Raw genomic sequence first — 16,244 nt, 5'->3', positions numbered from 1 at the left:
GAAGGCTTTGGTCAAGTGGTTTGCGGTTGTGGCGGCACCGGTCTACTCCATTGCGATGTGGGGAGTGCTGACGCCGTTGCCGGCATCGGCGCAGCAGGCCGGCTATGACGGCGAAGTCGTCACCTGCGAGTCACGCGACATGGCCTGGGTGCACTGCGATATCGATGTCAGCAACGGCGTCGATCTGGTTCGCCAGTTGTCCAGCAACAGCTGTATCCGTGGCAGCGAATGGGGCACCGACCGCAGCGGCGTGTGGGTCACGCTCGGGTGCCGTGCCGAGTTCCGGGCGCGCCCGGCGCAGGGAGTGGCTGCGGCCGAGCCAGGCAGCAAGCGCAAGGTGCGCCGCGTGGTCCGCTGTGAATCCAATGGCCGTCCGCAGAGTTGTCCGGTGCGTCTGGACGGCGCACCGGTGCGCCTGCTGCGGCAGCTGTCGGTGCTGCCATGCCGGGAAGGGCAGGGCTGGGGTTACAAGCGCAACGAGGTGTGGACCAGCCGTGGCTGCCAGGGCGATTTCGAGGTGGCCGATGAGCAGGGCCGTTTCGTCGACGTGCCGCGCCGGCTGACCTGCGAATCAAAATCGAAGAAGCGCCGTTTCTGCGGCGCCAGCATCTCCGTTGGTGCCGCGGTGCGACAGCAGCTGTCCAGCACCGAGTGCGTGGAGGGCAGCACCTGGGGCTGGAGCCGCAACGGCATCTGGGTGGACGGCGGTTGCCGCGCCGAATTCTCGGTGAATTGAATCCGGCCGGGTGCCTGCGCGAGGGGGCGTGGCCCTACAATGGGCCCATGAACACTGCCACCGACCTCGATTACGCCCGCTACGACCACATCCGCCCGATCCTGTGGACCGGCGATGCCCTGCAACTGCTGGACCAGCGCAAGCTGCCGTTCGTGGTCGAGCATGTGGTATGCCGGGACAGCGATGAAGTCGCCGCGGCCATCCACGCCCTGACCGTACGTGGCGCCCCGGCCATCGGCATCGCGGCTGCCTGGGGCGTGGTGCTGGCGGCGCGTGAGGTGCAGGCTGCCGATGGCCCGCTCGCCCTGCAGCAGCTTGAGCCGGCGCTGCAGCGGCTGAACGCCTCACGCCCGACCGCCGTCAACCTGGCCTGGGCACTGGCGCGGATGCGTCGTTGCCTGGGCAGCGCCGGTGCGGACTGGAAGACGCTGCTTGAAGCGGAAGCGCGGGCCATCGCCGAGGAAGACCTGGCCGCCAACCGCCACATGGGGGCGCTCGGCGCCGGCCTGATCGATGCCGGCAGCGGCGTGCTGACCCACTGCAATACCGGCTCGCTGGCCACCGCCGGCTTCGGCACCGCGCTGGGCGTGATCCGCGCCGGCATGGCCCAGCACCGGATCGCCCGCGTATTCGCCGGCGAGACCCGGCCGTGGCTGCAGGGTGCGCGCCTGACCGTCTGGGAACTGCAGCAGGATGGCATCGACGCCACCCTGATCGCCGATTCGGCCGCCTCGCATCTGATGAAGACCGGGGCCGTGCAGTGGGTGATCGTCGGCGCCGACCGCATCTGCGCCAATGGCGATACCGCCAACAAGATCGGCACCTACCAGCTGGCCATCGCCGCGCGCCACCATGGCGTGAAATTCATGGTCGTGGCGCCGTCCTCCACGGTCGACATGGAGACCGTCGACGGCAGCCAGATCGAGATCGAACAGCGCGATCCGGGCGAGCTGTACGGCGTGGGCGGGACGCGCACGGTGGCCGAAGGCATCGCCGCCTGGAACCCGGTGTTCGACGTCACCCCGGGCGAGCTGATCGACGCCATCGTGACCGAGCGCGGCGTGATCCTGAACCCGACCGTGGAGAACATGCGCGCCGCCTTCGGCGGTTGAGACGCACAGGCGGTCTGCGCCTCAGGAGCCGGGCGCATCTTCCGGGTCCGCCGCGGCCAGCCCCGGGCGTGGCCCGATGGGCCCCGTCCTGCCCCTAAGTTCCTGATTTGTGCCGGTAAAACCCCTGTAAACACAGGCGGGAAATGGTCCGATGTGGTAGTATCCACAGGTTGAATCGAGGTTCCGGCATGGTCACCCCCGCAGGTGTCCGCGCCGGACTGGACCGCTACCAGACAACGGAACCCGAATGGCAGAAACCGCCAAGGAAATCATCCAGGTCAACCTGGAAGACGAGATGCGCAAGAGCTACCTCGATTACGCCATGAGCGTGATCGTGGGCCGCGCGCTCCCGGATGCGCGCGATGGCCTCAAGCCGGTGCATCGCCGCGTGCTGTACGCGATGAACGAGCTCAACGCGCACAGCAACAAGCCCTACTTCAAGTCGGCGCGTATCGTCGGTGACGTCATCGGTAAGTACCATCCGCATGGCGATCAGTCGGTGTACGACACGCTGGTGCGCCTGGCCCAGCCGTTCTCGCTGCGTTACATGCTGGTCGACGGTCAGGGTAACTTCGGTTCGATCGACGGTGACTCCGCCGCGGCGATGCGATACACCGAAGCGCGCATGTCGCGCCTCGCGCATGAGCTGATGGCCGACATCGACAAGGAAACCGTCGATTTCCAGCCCAACTACGACGAGAAGGAACTGGAGCCGACGGTCATGCCGACCCGGTTCCCGAACCTGCTGGTCAACGGTTCGGCCGGTATCGCGGTGGGCATGGCGACCAACATCCCGCCGCACAACCTGAGCGAATCGATCAATGCCTGCATCGCGCTGATCGACAACCCGGAAATCGACGTCGACGGCCTGATGGAGTACATCCCGGGCCCGGATTTCCCGACTGCGGGCATCATCAACGGCACCGCCGGCATCGTCGCCGGCTACCGTACCGGCCGTGGCCGCGTGCGCATCCGCGCCAAGGCGGATATCGAAGTGGCCGACAACGGCCGCGAATCGATCATCGTCACTGAAATTCCTTACCAGGTGAACAAGGCGCGTCTGATCGAGAAGATCGCCGAGCTGGTCAAGGAAAAGAAGATCGAAGGCATCAGCGAGCTGCGCGATGAGTCCGACAAGGACGGCATGCGCATCTACATCGAGATCAAGCGCGGTGAATCTGCCGAGGTTGTGCTGAACAACCTGTACCAGCAGACGCAGATGGAATCGGTGTTCGGCATCAACATGGTAGCGCTGGTCGACGGCCGCCCGCAGTTGATGAACCTCAAGCAGATGCTGGAGGCATTCGTCCGCCACCGTCGCGAGGTGGTCACCCGCCGCACCGTGTTCGAGCTGCGCAAGGCGCGTGCCCGTGCCCACGTGCTGGAAGGCCTGACCGTCGCGCTGGCCAACATCGACGAGATGATCGAGCTGATCAAGACCTCGCCCAATCCCAACGAGGCGCGCGAACGCATGCTCGCCCGCCTGTGGGAGCCGGGCCTGGTCGGGGCCATGCTGGGTGCTGCCGGTGCCGAGGCCTCGCGCCCGGAGGACCTGCCCAAGGGCGTGGGCCTGATCGAGGGCGGCTACCAGCTGACCGAGATCCAGGCCACCCAGATCCTGGAAATGCGCCTGCACCGCCTGACCGGGCTGGAGCAGGATCGCCTGACCGACGAGTACAAGCAGCTGCTGGAAGTGATCGCCGGTCTGATCCACATCCTGGAAGATCCCGATCGCCTGCTGCAGGTGATCCGCGAGGAGCTGGTCAGCGTCAAGGCCGAGTTCGGCGACGAGCGTCGCACCGAGATCCGCCACAGCGAAGAAGACCTGGACATCCTCGACCTGATCGCCCCGGAAGACGTGGTGGTCACCCTGTCGCACGCCGGCTACGTCAAGCGCCAGCCGGTCAGCGCCTACCGTGCCCAGCGTCGCGGCGGCCGTGGCCGCAGCGCGGCAGCGACCAAGGAAGAGGATTTCATTGAACAGCTGTGGCTGGTCAACACGCACGACACCCTGTTGACCTTCACCAGTTCAGGCAAGGTGTTCTGGCTGCCGGTGTACCAGCTGCCCGAAGCGGGCTCCAACGCACGCGGCCGGCCGATCATCAACTGGATTCCGCTGGAACCGGGTGAGCGCGTACAGGCCGTGTTGCCGGTGCGCGAATACGCCGATGGCCAGTTCGTGTTCTTCGCCACGAAGAACGGCACGGTCAAGAAGACCCCGCTGGGCGAATTCGCCTTCCGTCTGGCCCGCGGCAAGATCGCGATCAACCTCGACGAGGGCGATGCGCTGGTTGGCGTCGGCCTGACCGATGGCGAGCGTGACATCCTGCTGTTCGCCTCCAACGGCAAGACCGTGCGTTTCGGCGAGGACAAGGTCCGCTCGATGGGCCGTACCGCCACCGGCGTGCGCGGCATCAGGATGCCGCCCGGCGAGGAAGTGGTCAGCCTGATCGTGGCCGAGAGTGCCGGTGGTGCCGAGGACGAGAACGAGGACGACAACGGTATCGAGGAAGCGGTCGCCAATGGCGATGCGGTGATCGACGGTGCCGACGACGCCAACCTGCAGTACATCCTCACCGCCACCGAGAACGGTTACGGCAAGCGCACCCCGCTACCGGACTATCCGCGCAAGGGGCGTGGTACCCAGGGCGTGATCGGCATCCAGACCACCGAGCGCAACGGCAAGCTGGTCGCCGCGGTGCTGATGGGCTCCAGCGATGAAGTGCTGCTGATCTCCGATGGCGGCACGCTGGTGCGCACGCGCGGTTCGGAAATCAGCCGCGTGGGCCGCAACACCCAGGGCGTCACCCTGATCCGCCTGTCCAAGGACGAGAAGCTGCAGGCGGTGGAGCGCATGGATGCCTCGATCGACGAGGACGAGGACGAGGTGGCCGCGGTCGCCCCGGCCACGGCCGAAGGCGCCCCGGCTGCCACCGGCAGCGAGGATGCCGCGCAGGAGTGATCCGGCCGGTCGCGCTGACGAGGTCCCCGACGACGCCGGCCCCGTGCCGGCGTCGTCGTATGCGGGAGCATGGAATACGCACGCGCTTCACGGCGGCGGTGGGATAAGGGCAGCATGCTGCTCCCGGAGATCGCCGATGTCCGCCACGCCGCAGTCCGCGCCGGCGCCTGTGCGCCGCCACCCTCTGGTCACGGTCCTGTCGCTGCTGCTGGTCATCCTGGGCCTGGTGATCGGCGGGCTGGGTGCATGGCTGTTCCAGCTGGGTGGCTCGGCCTATTACCTCATCGCCGGCTGTGGCCTGCTGGCCAGCGGCATTCTGCTGTGGCTCAACCGTCGCAGCGGTGCGCTGCTGTACGCGCTGGTGTTCGTCGGCACGCTGCTGTGGACGGGGTGGGAATCGGGCAGCGATTACTGGCGCTGGGTGCCACGGCTGGGGCTGGTCACCGCGCTGGGCATCGTTCTGGCGCTGCTGACGCCGACGTTGCGCGCGCCGCTGTCCAAACGGCTGTCGTGCAGCATCGCCGCCGTGTTGCTGCTGGTGTTCGTCGGCGCGTTTGCCCTGGCGTTCAGTCCGCACGGCAGCGTGGACGGCCATGCGCCGTTCCCGGAAGCAGCCTTCAGCGCAGGCCTGGAGCCGACCCGCGACACCACCGGCCTGCAGCCGGCCGACCAGCCCGCCGAGGGTGACTGGCCCGCCTGGGGCCGCAGCAACGCCGCCACCCGCTTCTCGCCGCTGCAGCAGATCACGCCCGCCAACGTGGCTACCCTGCAACTGGCCTGGCAGTTCCGCACCGGCGACCTGCCGAAGAAGCGCTGGGGGGCCGAGACCACGCCGTTGAAGATCGGCGACAGGCTGTACCTGTGCACGGCACGCAACCGCCTGATCGCCCTCGATGCCAGCACTGGCAAGGCGCTTTGGCGGTTCGATCCAAAGGTGAAGGACGCCTCCATTCCGTACACCGCCGCCTGCCGTGGGGTGTCCTACTACGAGCAGCCCGCCGTGCCGGTATTCGCCGATGCGGCATTGGCGGATGTGGCTGCCGATCTTGCCTTGCCCCTGCCACCTCCCAGCGTTCGACCGGGCGCGGCGGCGGGCGCGCGGCCTGCCTGCTGGGCGCGCGTCATCGAAGGCACGCTGGACGGACGCATCATCGCAGTGGATGCCGACAGCGGTCGGCCGTGCGTCAATTTCGGCAACAACGGCCAGATCGACATCACCCTCGACATGGGCGAGGTGCCGCCGGGCTATGTCTCGATCACCTCGCCGCCGGCCATCGTGCGCGGCGTGATCGTCACCGGTCACCAGGTGCTGGACGGGCAGCGCCGTGACGCGCCTTCCGGCGTGATCCAGGCCTATGACGCGATCACCGGCAAGCTGCGCTGGGCGTGGGACATGGAGCGGCCCGAGCGCACCGGTCCGCCCCCCCGCGAGCAGGTCTATACCCGGGGTACGCCGAACATGTGGACCACCGCCACCGGCGATGAACAACTGGGCCTGGTCTACCTGCCGTTGGGCAATGCCGCCGGCGACTACTGGAGCGGCTCGCGCAGCGAGCAACAGAACCGCTATGCCACCTCGCTGGTGGCACTCGACGTGGCCACCGGCAAGCCGGTCTGGCATTTCCAGGCCGTACGCAAGGATGTCTGGGACTACGACCTCGGTTCACAGGCCAGCCTGATCGATTTTCCGACCGCGGCAGGCAAGGTGCCCGCGATCCTGCTGCCGACCAAGCAGGGTGACCTGTACATCCTCGACCGGCGCAACGGCCGGCTGCTGACACCCGCGGAAGAGCGCAGGGTTCCGCAGGGCGGCGTGGAACCGGAGCAGCGCTCGCCAACGCAGCTGTTCTCGCTCTATCACACCCTGCGGCGCGAGCAGCCGCTGACCGAGCGTGACATGTGGGGCATCACGCCGATCGATCAGCTGGTCTGCCGCATCCAGTTCCGCAGGGCGCACTACCAGGGCTTCTACACGCCGCCCACCAGTGATCGCCATTCCATCGAGTATCCCGGTTACAACGGTGGCTCGGACTGGGGTGGCGTGGCCATCGATACCCGCCGGGGCGTGATCGTGGCCAACTACAACGACATGCCCAACTACAACCGGCTGGTACCGCGTGCCGAGGCCGACCGGCGGGGATGGCTGCCGCGTGAGCAGATCCGCGCCGACCGCGGCGCTGGCGAAGGGGCAGGCGACCCGCAGGTGGGTACGCCGTATGCCATCGACGTCAATGCAGGATGGCGGCTGCCATTGACCGGCCTGTCGTGCAAACAGCCGCCGTATGGCGGCATCCGCGCGATCGATCTGCGCACGGGTGCGCTGCTGTGGGACCGACCGTTCGGAAGCGCGCGCGGCAACGGCCCGTTCGGCATCCGCTCCGGCCTGCCGATCGAGATCGGAACGCCCAACAATGGCGGTGCGGTGATCACTGCCAGCGGCCTGGTATTCATCGCCGCCGCGACCGACGATCTGCTGCGCGCCATCGATCTGAAGACGGGCCGGGAACTGTGGCATGCCAGGCTGCCTGCCGGGGGCCAGGCCACTCCGATGATCTACGAGCAGGGGGGACGCCAGTACGTGGTGATCGTCGCAGCAGGCCATCACTTCATGGAGACCCGTCCCGGCGATTACGTGATGGCGTTTGCCCTGCCCGAACAGTGAGCATCGTTCGCGGCGGGGCCTGTCCGCCGATTCCCGGAAGCGGCCATTTCCCACCCGATGACGTGGTGTCCACCGATGCAGTAGCGGTGTGCCGACGGGCACGCTGTTGCGCATGCCCAGCCTGTCGAACCCTGTCAGCCGCGAGCCCATCATGGGCAATGTCCATCTGCTCACCGTGACCTGCTGCAATCGGCAGCGTCTGTTCGAGAACGCGGCGCATGCGGATGTCGCGATGCAGCTGTTGGCTGCGATGGACCGCGAGGGGCTGACCACCTCGCTGGCCTGGCTTGTCATGCCCGACCACGTGCGATGGCTGGCGCAGCTGCGTGGCTATCCACCCGGATACTGCGTACAGCGCTTCAAGGCGCGCAGCAGCTTCCTGATCAACCGCCATCGCGGCCGCAACGAAGCGGTCTGGCAGGCCGGCTATTTCGATCAGGTGATCGACAATGATGCTTCGTTGCCTGTGCGGGCCCGGCAGGTGCTGGCTTACCCGGTCCGCGCGGGGCTGGCCGGGCAGGTGGGCGAGTATCCCCATGGCTGGTGTCGCTGGCCGCTGCAGGACGCCGCGATTGCGCGGTAGTGGCGGGCTGCCGTGTTACTGCGGCACCCGTACCATCCTCGTCATCAAATGTTCGACCACACCCGCCGGGTTGGCTGTGCGGCCCACATGCGTGCTGGACATCTGCACGATCGAGCTGCGTTTGGCGGTGAGGAAATGGAAGCGTGCGCGTGCCGGAAGCTGCGCGATGGGGCCGGCGGTGGCATCGCCGCGGCAGATGGCCACGATGGCATCCAGCCACGGTTGCAGCGCCTGCTGGTCCAGCGCCGGTGCGAACGCCTGCAGGCGTGCCGGGTCGATCTCGATGGCTGCTTCCAGATGACGCGCACCGGGACAGGACACGATCACCCCGACGTTGATGAATTCCTCGCGCTCCACCCGCGGTACAACGCGGATGACCGCATAGTCATACGTGTGCAGCGTGGGCACGGATGGCCTCCTGCACGAATACCGCACGCACCTTCAGGCGATGCTTGAGATAGTCGATGTAGCCCTGGCGGTAGGCCTGAGGGCTGTCGAACGCCGGCTCGTTGACCAGCCAGCTGTCTGGCACGAGGCCGACGATCCGCTCGATCTCGGCATCGGTCAGGCGAGCCGCCAGCTCGGCATCCACCTCGGCGATGCGGCTGGCGAACGACAGCAGCACGTGGTCGCGGATCAGCACGAACGGCCTTTCGCAGGCATCGCCGGCGTTGGCCCAGTCGTGGTGGAAATACATCGCTGCACCGTGGTCGATCAGGTACAGCTGGCGGTGCCACACCATCAGGTTCGGGTTGCGCGTGGTGCGATCGACATTGCTGGTGAATGCATCGAACCAGACGATGCGCGACGCCAGGTCGGCGTCCACCGGCATGGCCGCCGGGTCGTAGTTGATCGCGCCGGGCAGGTAATCCAGGCCCAGGTTCAGGCCCTCGCTGGCGCGGATCAGTTCCTGGATCTCCGGATCCGGTTCGGTACGCGCGAACTCGCTGTCCAGTTCGACGAACAGCAGTTCGGGAATCGGCAGGCCCAGGGTACGGGCCATTTCACCTGCGATCAGTTCGGCGATCAGGGCCTTGGGCCCCTGGCCCGCACCCCGGAACTTGAGTACGGCCATGCCGTCGTCGTCGGTCTCGACCACGGCCGGCAGGGAGCCGCCCTCCCGCAGGGGCGTAATGTAACGAAGAGCATTCACGGTGCGCATGCACGCATTCTAGCGTGGCACACGGTGCTGCATCGCATGCGCCGCAGAGCACACGCCGCGCATGCCGACGCAACGCAGGCAATGCTGAATGCACGCTGCGCAATGTGCCGCGCTTCACACGATCCTCCGGACGGCGCGGGCAACATGCTGTCCATGGCGTTCGCGGAAACGCCGCGCGGATCCTGCTCCACGATGTCTCCACCAGATGCGGAGGTACAGGGATGAGCGACCAACTGAATGCGGCACTGCCGCCTCTGGATGATGCCAAGGCCGAAGAAATGATCGGCAAGGTAGTGCTGGTGGGCGTCACCCGTTACGGCGGTGACGGGCAGGTTCAAGGGCTGGAGCAGTATGCCGGCACAGTGCTGCGCATCAGCGCGTTCGAAGGCGTGGTGCTTGCCGACGAGAACGATGGCCACGAGCGCTACCTGCCGCCCATGCTCGACCAGTACCTGCCAGCCCAGCCGGGCGAGTACTGCATGCGCTCCAACGGGATGATCGTGGTGGACCCGGACTATCTGGCCACCTGGGACCTGCACGCCCGGCAGTAGTGACCCGGCCTGCGCTTTGCCTTATCCGGTGACTAGCCCATCCGGCCCATTGAACGCGGGCCGGGCGGTGCTAGATTCGGCGCATGCCCGCTTCGCGGGCAGCCCGACACTACCAGGGGATAAGGATGCTCATCCGTCGTACCTCTCTGGCGGCTGCCATTGCCGTCGTTGCCGTCACGCTGTTGTCTGCAGGCCCGGCATGGGCCGACTATGCCAAGCCGCCGGAGCATCTGCTGAAGGTGCTGAAGGCACCGCCGCCGCCAATGCCGAACGTGGACCCCAGTGGCCAGCGTCTGTTGCTGACCACCGCGCAGACCTATCCGTCGATCAGCCGGGTGGCGCAGCCCTACCTGAAACTGGCCGGCGTGCGCCTGGAGCCGAAGAACCGCAGCCGTCATGACACGCCCGGAGGCTATGGCATACCGGCCTGCGTGGCCGACTTCACCCTGGTCGAGATCGGTAGCGGCAAGGAGACCCGGGTCAACCTGCCGCAGGGCTGTGCCGGTGGCGCGCTGTGGTCGGCCGACGGCAGCCACTTCGCGTTCCAGAATGCGGTCGAGACCAGCGTGCAGCTGTGGGTGGGCGATGCCGCCACCGGTCAGGTCAAGCAGGTACCGAACGTCCAGTTGAACCCGATTTTCGGCAGCACCGTGCAGTGGCTGGGTGGCAGCCAGACACTGCTGGTGAAGCTGGTACCGGCCAACCAGGGGCCGGCGCCGTCCAATGGCGGCGTGCCGACCGGACCCGATGCACAGGAGTCGCTCGGCAGCAGTGGCGAGAGCAGCACCTACGAGGCACGCGACACGCTGACCAGCGTGCATGATGAAGCGTTGTTCGCCTACTACGGGGCCTCGCAGCTGGCGGTGGTGGATACCGCGGCGGGCACCGTGCGAACGGTCGGCCAGCCGGCCATCTACAACGATGTCAGTGCGGCGCCAGACGGCGTGCATGTGCTGACCGAGTCGATCAAGCCACCGTTCTCGCATGCGGTTACCTACCAGCGGTTCGCCAACGACGTCGCGGTACTGGATGTCAGCAGTGGGCGCACGACCACCATCGCCCGCCTGCCGTTGGCCGACCGCGTGCCGGTGCACGGCGTGCCGGAGGGGCCGCGCGGTTTCGACTGGCGCTCCACCGATCCGGCGACGCTGGTGTATGCCGAAGCACTGGACAAGGGCGACTGGAAAGTGAGTGTGCCGCACCGTGACCGCGTGCTCATGCTCAAGGCGCCGTTCACCGGCAAGCCGGTGGAGATCGCGCGTACCGCGCAGCGCTTCGAAGGCATTGCCTGGACGGCGGACCCGGCCGTGTCGTTCCAGTTCGAGAATGACGAGAACCGGCACTGGGTGCAGACCCGCATCGTCGATGTGGACAAGCCGCGGCAGGAGGGCCGCCTGTTGTGGGACATGTCCAGCGACGAGCTGTACGGCGATCCGGGCAACCTGGTGTTCAAGCGCCTGCCCAATGGCGCACCGGTGGTGCGGCAGGAAGGGACGTACGTGTTCCTGCGCGGGCAGGGCGCTTCGCCGCAGGGGGATCGCCCGTTCCTGGACCGTCTGGACCTGTCCACACTGAAGAGTGAGCGCCTGTTCCGCAGCGATGCCGATGCCTACGAGCAGTTCCTGGGCTTCAGCAATACGCCGGGCCGCTACCTGACGTGGCACCAGTCGGTGATGGACCCGCCGAACGCCTTCCTGCGCCAGCAGGGCGATGCGGTGGCGGACGCCAAGCAGGGCGAGGCGCAGTACACCTCCACCGCGACGGCGCTGACGAAGCTGGTCGACCCCACGCCTGAAGTGCGGCAGATCAAGAAGCAGCTGGTGACCTACAAGCGCGCCGACGGCGTGGACCTGTCGTTCACCTTGTACACGCCGCCCGGCTACCGGGAAGGCCAGCGCGTGCCAGCCATCCTCTACGCCTATCCGGCAGACTTCGCCAATGCCGCGCAGGCCGGGCAGGTCTCCGGTTCGCAGCAGACGTTCACCCGCCTGCAGCCGTACCGCCTGATGCTGCTGGCCGGCTACGCGATCATCGACAATGCCTCGTTCCCGATTGTCGGTGATCCCAGGAACGCCTACGACACCTACCTGGAGCAGTTGGAAGCCGATGCCAAGGCGGCCGTGGACAAGGCCGTCGACATGGGCGTGGTGGATCGCAACCGGATCGGCGTCACCGGCCACAGCCACGGCGGCCTGATGACCGCGAACCTGATCGCGCATACCACCCTGTTCAAGGCGGGCGTGGCGACCAGCGGCTCCTACAACAAGACCTTCACTCCGTTCGGATTCCAGAACGAGCGGCGTTCGGTCTGGCAGGCACAGGATGTCTACCTGAAGGCATCGCCGTTCTTCTACGCCGACAAGATCAAGCTGCCGCTGCTGCTGGTGCATGGCGAGGACGATGCCAATCCGGGTACCGAGCCGTTCCAGTCGCGCAAGCTGTACCAGGCGATCCGTGGCAACGGCGGCACCACCCGCCTGGTGATGCTGCCGAACGAGCCGCACTGGTATACGGCGCTGGAGTCGAACGAGCAGCTGGTGGCGGAGATGCTCAACTGGTTCGACACCTACGTGAAGAACGCCAAGTGAGGAATGGAAAGGCCGCCCTCGGGCGGCCTTCCTGCATCCTGTGGAGCCGAGCCATGGTCGGCTGCTGTAGTACAGAGCCGGGGAAGTCACATGAAGGCATGGATGTTGGCGCTCGCTCCGCTGTTGGTTTCTCCTGTGGCCATGGCGGTCCAGCGGCCGATGAGCGTGCACGTCACGTACGACTGGTCTGGCTGGGGTTCCGTATCTGAGCGCTGGGTCATCCGGCGCGATGCCTACGGCGTGACCACCCGCGTACAGGTGGTTGACGCGCCCGACGTGCAACCGCGGGTGCCGGAGCTGCTGCCGTTCGGCGCGATGTCAGCGTTCGAGGCTGCGCTGCAGGCAGCGCCGTTGACCCGGGATGCTACGGTGGATCTGATCGCTTCGCGGCTGGGCCGGTCCACCATGCTGACGCTGGATCCACAGTTGCGCAGCACGCCGCCGGCCAGATGCTCGTTCGCCCAGCAGCAGGCCTGGGCACGCCGGGCGCTGGCCGGGCAAGGTCTACAGGAGCGCGTTGCAGCGCATTTCCGCGGCCTCTGGACTGACGACCATCCCAGCATGACCGTGGTCGTAAGCCGTCCGGGCCGCCCGGAAACCGTGCTGGTGTCCACTTCCCAGTACGCAATGATGCTGCCATGGAAGCGCGTGTCATCGACGAACTTCGACCAGCACGTTCTGGCAGGCGCGCAGGAGCAGTGGCGTCCGGCGTTGAGCGATGCACTGATGGCGCTGCTGCCTGCGGGGGAACCCAGCCGCGAACGTTTCAGGATCAGCTGGTTGCAGAACAGATTACGAGACGACATTGCCCAGGAGGCGCTGCGTTGTGGGACGCTGCGTAAGGAAACCGCAGATTGATCATCCACGGATGCTCTGCGATCAACGGTGCAGACTCGACAGCGACAGGTCGATCGCGGTGCGGCCGGACAGGCGCCCCAGCAGGGAAGTTGTCCGTGGAGAGCGCTGCCTGGGCATCCGCGCTCACGCCAGTGGCAGGCGGTCCTGCGCGTGCGAAAGGCGATCATGCAGGTCGCACACATGCTCGGCCCTGGCATGTACCCGGGTGGTGTCGCCGAAGCTGCGCAGATAGGCGCAGGCGGCGAAGCCGTCACTCTTGCTTTCATACTCCGTAATCCAGGCCAGTCGGTCCGGATTGTCGGCCTGTTCGGCCGACCACGCGGCGGCGGGCGGGCGGATGCGGTACTTCAGGCCGACACGCCATGGTTTGGGTGTCAGCCGGGCCCGGAAGCAGTGCTGCAGCCGGCACATGCGCGCGTACAGCGTGTCGGCGCCCAGTGCGTTGAAGAACGCCTGCAGCGCCTCGTCGCCGGGGGAGAACGTGGCATGCATGGCCAGTATCCGCAGCCCGGCCGGCGTCCGGTACGCGCGCAGATGCCAGTCCGGATGCTGCCTGCTGAAGTCCGCGACCCGCCGCAGGGCCACGCCCTCGGCGCCACCGGCAGCGGCCAGGCGACGCCTGCGTTGCGTCAGCATCGCGGTATTCACCAGCGCCACGGCTGCCACGCCCAGTACCAGCCCCACCAGCCAGTGCCAGAGCAGGGTGCCGATGAGGGCAACGGCGGGCAGCAGGGTTGCCGTGATGACGACGGGCATCACACATCCTGCCGGTGGTTGCGGGTGGTCAATGTCGGCGAACAGGACGTCCGGAGTGTTCAGGCACAGCGCACCGTAGCTGTTGCGGGTGATCACCACGCCGCCATCGCGCTGCACGATCTGCTCGCGGATCGGCACGCCTTCCACGCCGTAGTTGCTGCGGACCTCGCGGCGCGGCAGTGCCTGCCCGGCGAGGATGGCATTGAGCGCTTCGTTGGCCCGGCGCTCGGCGTGTGCCTGGGCGTCGGCAGGGGTTGTGTCGGACCATCCGAAGCGACGCACGACCACCGGCCGTCCGCGGAAACGGGCCTGCAGGCGGGCTTCGGCCCAGTACGCGGGAACGATCATCATCGTGCGGTGCGCCATCATCCATGGCAGATGCCGAGGTGAGTCTGGCACAGGGGCGTAACGGCCGCACCCGCCTGCTGCGGCGAAGGGGACGCAGTGATAGATTGCCTGCCTGGCATTGTCTCCACCAAGGACGGATCGATGTTCGTTTCCCTGCGTGGCCTGCTTGCCCTGGCGCTGGCCGGGACGGCCGGCGTGGCCCATGGTGCAGCGCCCGGGCCCGAGATCCTGATTTCCGACGCCAGCCGCTTCTATGCCCTTTACGACACAACCGATGGCCAGCCCAGCGTCGCCCAGTTGGCGCAGTACCTGGCCGAAGGGACGCCCAGCCTGGGCGAGTTCGCGAGCCGGCGACGGGTCACCGCCGAGCGCATCGCCGACGCCATGCGTCGCGACCCTGCGATGTACGCCAACGGCCGGACCTGCCTGGATGAACTGCCTGCGGTACGCCAGCGGCTGGTGCAGGTGTTTGCCAATCTGCAGGCGATCTATCCGCAGGCGAGGTTTCCACCGGTCGCGATCATGGTCGGGCGCGGCCGCCCGGTCGGGCTGACCCATCCGGGGGGCGTGCTGATCGGGCTGGAAGCCCTTTGCGCGGCTGACTTCATGAACCCCAATGTGCAGGACCGCTTCGTGCATGTGATCGCGCACGAGTACGTGCACATCCAGCAGACCGGTGCGATCGATTTCGAGCAGGGCGATCCGCGTGCGACGGTGCTGCGCCTGTCACTGGCCGAAGGCGTTGCCGAGTTCATCACCGAACTGGTTTCCGGCAACGTCGGCAACGGACGCCACGCGGCATGGACGCGGGGCAGGGAAGTGCACATCGAAAGTGCATTCGCGCTGGACCTGGACAGTACCGATCTGTCGCCCTGGCTGTACAACTACACGCCCGGTTCCGACGCGCCCTACGATCTGGGCTACTGGGTGGGCTACCGCATCGCCAAGGCGTACTACCTGCAGGCCAGGGACAAGCGCGAAGCGGTACGCGCCCTGATCGAACAGGACGATCCGAAGGCGATCCTGGCGGCCAGTGGCTGGACGCCGGGCATGTGGATGCCGGCGAAGGTGACTGGCGTGGCCGCGCGCGCTGCGGCACGCTGAGTGCGGAACAGAACGCTACGGGAGATCGGCATGCGCATTCCTGCTTTGACGGCCGGCGCCATCGCGCTGGCATTGGCGATGACCGGCGGTGTGAAAGGGGCCGAGGCACCCGCCATCAACCCGCTGCTGACACGGCCAGTGGAGCAGCTGCGGCCGGACGAAGTCCGTTTCATGCAGCAGCGTCTGGCGGATTGGCCACAGCTGCAGCGCTATCGTGACGCCAACGCAGCACTGCCTGCTGCCCGGCCCGGACAGCCACGCGTGGTGTTCTACGGCGACTCGATCACCGAGGGCTGGGGGGCTGAGGGCAGTGCCGCCTTCTTCCCCGGCAAGGGGTATCTCAATCGTGGCATCGGGGGCCAGACCACGGCGCAGATGCTGGTTCGCTTCCCGCAGGATGTGCTTGCGCTGCATCCCCAGGTGGTGGTGATCCTGGCCGGCACCAACGATATCGCCGGCAATACCGGCCAGGCCACGCAGGCAATGATCGAGGACAACGTGCAGGCGATGGTGGCGCTGGCGAAAGCGCAGGGCATCAGCGTGGTGCTGGCCTCGGTGCTGCCGGTCAGCGAGTACCCCTGGATGCCTGGTATCGAGCCCGCCGCGAAGGTACGCGCATTGAACCGTGCACTGAAACGCCATGCCGACGAACAACAGCTGGTCTACCTGGATTACCACACGCCGTTGGCCAACGCGCAGGGCGGTCTGGATGCCGACCTGGCCGGCGACGGCGTGCATCCCACCACGAAAGGCTACGCGGTGATGGCACCGCTGGCCGAGGCTGCGATCGATCAGGCGCTGGCGAGGCGCGCCGCTCGGTGA

Annotated in this window: 13 protein-coding genes; 10 read left to right on the top strand and 3 right to left on the bottom strand. The window is 66.9% G+C overall.

What is annotated here, in order from left to right:
• Window positions 1–7 precede the first annotated feature (7 nt).
• From ACZLIF_RS13225 to ACZLIF_RS13205, 5 genes are all read left to right on the top strand, one after another.
• Window positions 8–736 (top strand): DUF3011 domain-containing protein, encoded by a 729-nt coding sequence (locus tag ACZLIF_RS13225; protein WP_081279796.1) that lies wholly within the window; start codon window positions 8–10, stop codon window positions 734–736.
• Window positions 737–783: 47 nt separating this feature from the next.
• A complete protein-coding gene (mtnA, locus tag ACZLIF_RS13220) occupies window positions 784–1,848 on the top strand; it encodes an S-methyl-5-thioribose-1-phosphate isomerase (RefSeq protein WP_065176042.1) in 1,065 nt (354 codons plus the stop codon).
• A gap of 247 nt (window positions 1,849–2,095) precedes the next feature.
• Window positions 2,096–4,810 (top strand): DNA gyrase subunit A, encoded by a 2,715-nt coding sequence (gene gyrA / locus ACZLIF_RS13215; RefSeq protein WP_065182897.1) that lies wholly within the window; start codon window positions 2,096–2,098, stop codon window positions 4,808–4,810.
• 136 nt (window positions 4,811–4,946) lie between these two features.
• Window positions 4,947–7,472, top strand: coding sequence for a membrane-bound PQQ-dependent dehydrogenase, glucose/quinate/shikimate family (locus ACZLIF_RS13210; RefSeq protein ID WP_128987777.1), 2,526 nt, complete (start codon window positions 4,947–4,949; stop codon window positions 7,470–7,472).
• Between the two features lie 112 nt (window positions 7,473–7,584).
• Complete coding sequence (locus ACZLIF_RS13205; protein WP_241685924.1) at window positions 7,585–8,055, top strand: REP-associated tyrosine transposase; 471 nt, start codon at window positions 7,585–7,587, stop codon at window positions 8,053–8,055.
• Between the two features lie 15 nt (window positions 8,056–8,070).
• Here ACZLIF_RS13205 and ACZLIF_RS13200 read toward each other — a convergent pair whose 3' ends face one another.
• Together ACZLIF_RS13200 and ACZLIF_RS13195 are read right to left on the bottom strand one after the other, a co-directional pair.
• Window positions 8,071–8,463, bottom strand: coding sequence for a DUF3037 domain-containing protein (locus ACZLIF_RS13200; protein ID WP_065176040.1), 393 nt, complete (start codon window positions 8,461–8,463; stop codon window positions 8,071–8,073).
• Complete coding sequence (locus ACZLIF_RS13195; protein WP_053515477.1) at window positions 8,441–9,217, bottom strand: HipA family kinase; 777 nt, start codon at window positions 9,215–9,217, stop codon at window positions 8,441–8,443. The genes ACZLIF_RS13200 and ACZLIF_RS13195 overlap by 23 nt, the downstream gene beginning before the upstream one ends.
• 221 nt (window positions 9,218–9,438) lie before the next feature.
• Between ACZLIF_RS13195 and ACZLIF_RS13190 the strand changes: the two genes are divergently transcribed.
• The 3 genes from ACZLIF_RS13190 (at window position 9,439) to ACZLIF_RS13180 (ending at window position 13,214) form a co-directional block, all read left to right on the top strand.
• Window positions 9,439–9,768, top strand: a complete 330-nt coding sequence (locus ACZLIF_RS13190) for a hypothetical protein (protein WP_065176039.1) — start codon at window positions 9,439–9,441, stop codon at window positions 9,766–9,768.
• A gap of 125 nt (window positions 9,769–9,893) precedes the next feature.
• Window positions 9,894–12,356, top strand: coding sequence for a S9 family peptidase (locus ACZLIF_RS13185; protein WP_128987778.1), 2,463 nt, complete (start codon window positions 9,894–9,896; stop codon window positions 12,354–12,356).
• A 159-nt stretch (window positions 12,357–12,515) separates the two neighbouring features.
• Window positions 12,516–13,214 (top strand): hypothetical protein, encoded by a 699-nt coding sequence (locus ACZLIF_RS13180; protein ID WP_478462030.1) that lies wholly within the window; start codon window positions 12,516–12,518, stop codon window positions 13,212–13,214.
• 123 nt (window positions 13,215–13,337) lie between these two features.
• Here the strand turns inward: ACZLIF_RS13180 and ACZLIF_RS13175 are convergent, their stop codons facing one another.
• Window positions 13,338–14,321, bottom strand: a complete 984-nt coding sequence (locus ACZLIF_RS13175) for a hypothetical protein (protein ID WP_128987780.1) — start codon at window positions 14,319–14,321, stop codon at window positions 13,338–13,340.
• A 138-nt stretch (window positions 14,322–14,459) separates the two neighbouring features.
• Between ACZLIF_RS13175 and ACZLIF_RS13170 the strand changes: the two genes are divergently transcribed.
• Window positions 14,460–15,422, top strand: a complete 963-nt coding sequence (locus ACZLIF_RS13170) for a DUF2268 domain-containing putative Zn-dependent protease (RefSeq protein ID WP_053515484.1) — start codon at window positions 14,460–14,462, stop codon at window positions 15,420–15,422.
• A gap of 30 nt (window positions 15,423–15,452) precedes the next feature.
• The gene (locus tag ACZLIF_RS13165) at window positions 15,453–16,244 is read left to right on the top strand and encodes an SGNH/GDSL hydrolase family protein (RefSeq protein ID WP_128987781.1); all 792 of its coding nucleotides are present in this window, start codon (window positions 15,453–15,455) and stop codon (window positions 16,242–16,244) included.

It is taken from the genome of Stenotrophomonas sp. 2201_Sma (assembly GCF_056486685.1).
This window is presented reverse-complemented; position numbering and strand designations above follow the sequence as displayed.

Bases quoted from the DNA above. Each gene is read 5' to 3' on its own strand.
- ACZLIF_RS13170 (WP_053515484.1), top strand. From the start codon at position 14,460: ATGTTCGTTTCCCTGCGTGGCCTGCTTGCCCTGGCGCTGGCCGGGACG.
- ACZLIF_RS13165 (WP_128987781.1), top strand. From the start codon at position 15,453: ATGCGCATTCCTGCTTTGACGGCCGGCGCCATCGCGCTGGCATTGGCG.
- ACZLIF_RS13180 (WP_478462030.1), top strand. From the start codon at position 12,516: ATGAGCGTGCACGTCACGTACGACTGGTCTGGCTGGGGTTCCGTATCT.
- ACZLIF_RS13210 (WP_128987777.1), top strand. From the start codon at position 4,947: ATGTCCGCCACGCCGCAGTCCGCGCCGGCGCCTGTGCGCCGCCACCCT.
- mtnA (WP_065176042.1), top strand. From the start codon at position 784: ATGAACACTGCCACCGACCTCGATTACGCCCGCTACGACCACATCCGC.
- ACZLIF_RS13205 (WP_241685924.1), top strand. From the start codon at position 7,585: ATGCCCAGCCTGTCGAACCCTGTCAGCCGCGAGCCCATCATGGGCAAT.
- ACZLIF_RS13190 (WP_065176039.1), top strand. From the start codon at position 9,439: ATGAGCGACCAACTGAATGCGGCACTGCCGCCTCTGGATGATGCCAAG.
- gyrA (WP_065182897.1), top strand. From the start codon at position 2,096: ATGGCAGAAACCGCCAAGGAAATCATCCAGGTCAACCTGGAAGACGAG.
- ACZLIF_RS13175 (WP_128987780.1), bottom strand. From the start codon at position 14,321: ATGATGATCGTTCCCGCGTACTGGGCCGAAGCCCGCCTGCAGGCCCGT.
- ACZLIF_RS13195 (WP_053515477.1), bottom strand. From the start codon at position 9,217: ATGCGCACCGTGAATGCTCTTCGTTACATTACGCCCCTGCGGGAGGGC.
- ACZLIF_RS13185 (WP_128987778.1), top strand. From the start codon at position 9,894: ATGCTCATCCGTCGTACCTCTCTGGCGGCTGCCATTGCCGTCGTTGCC.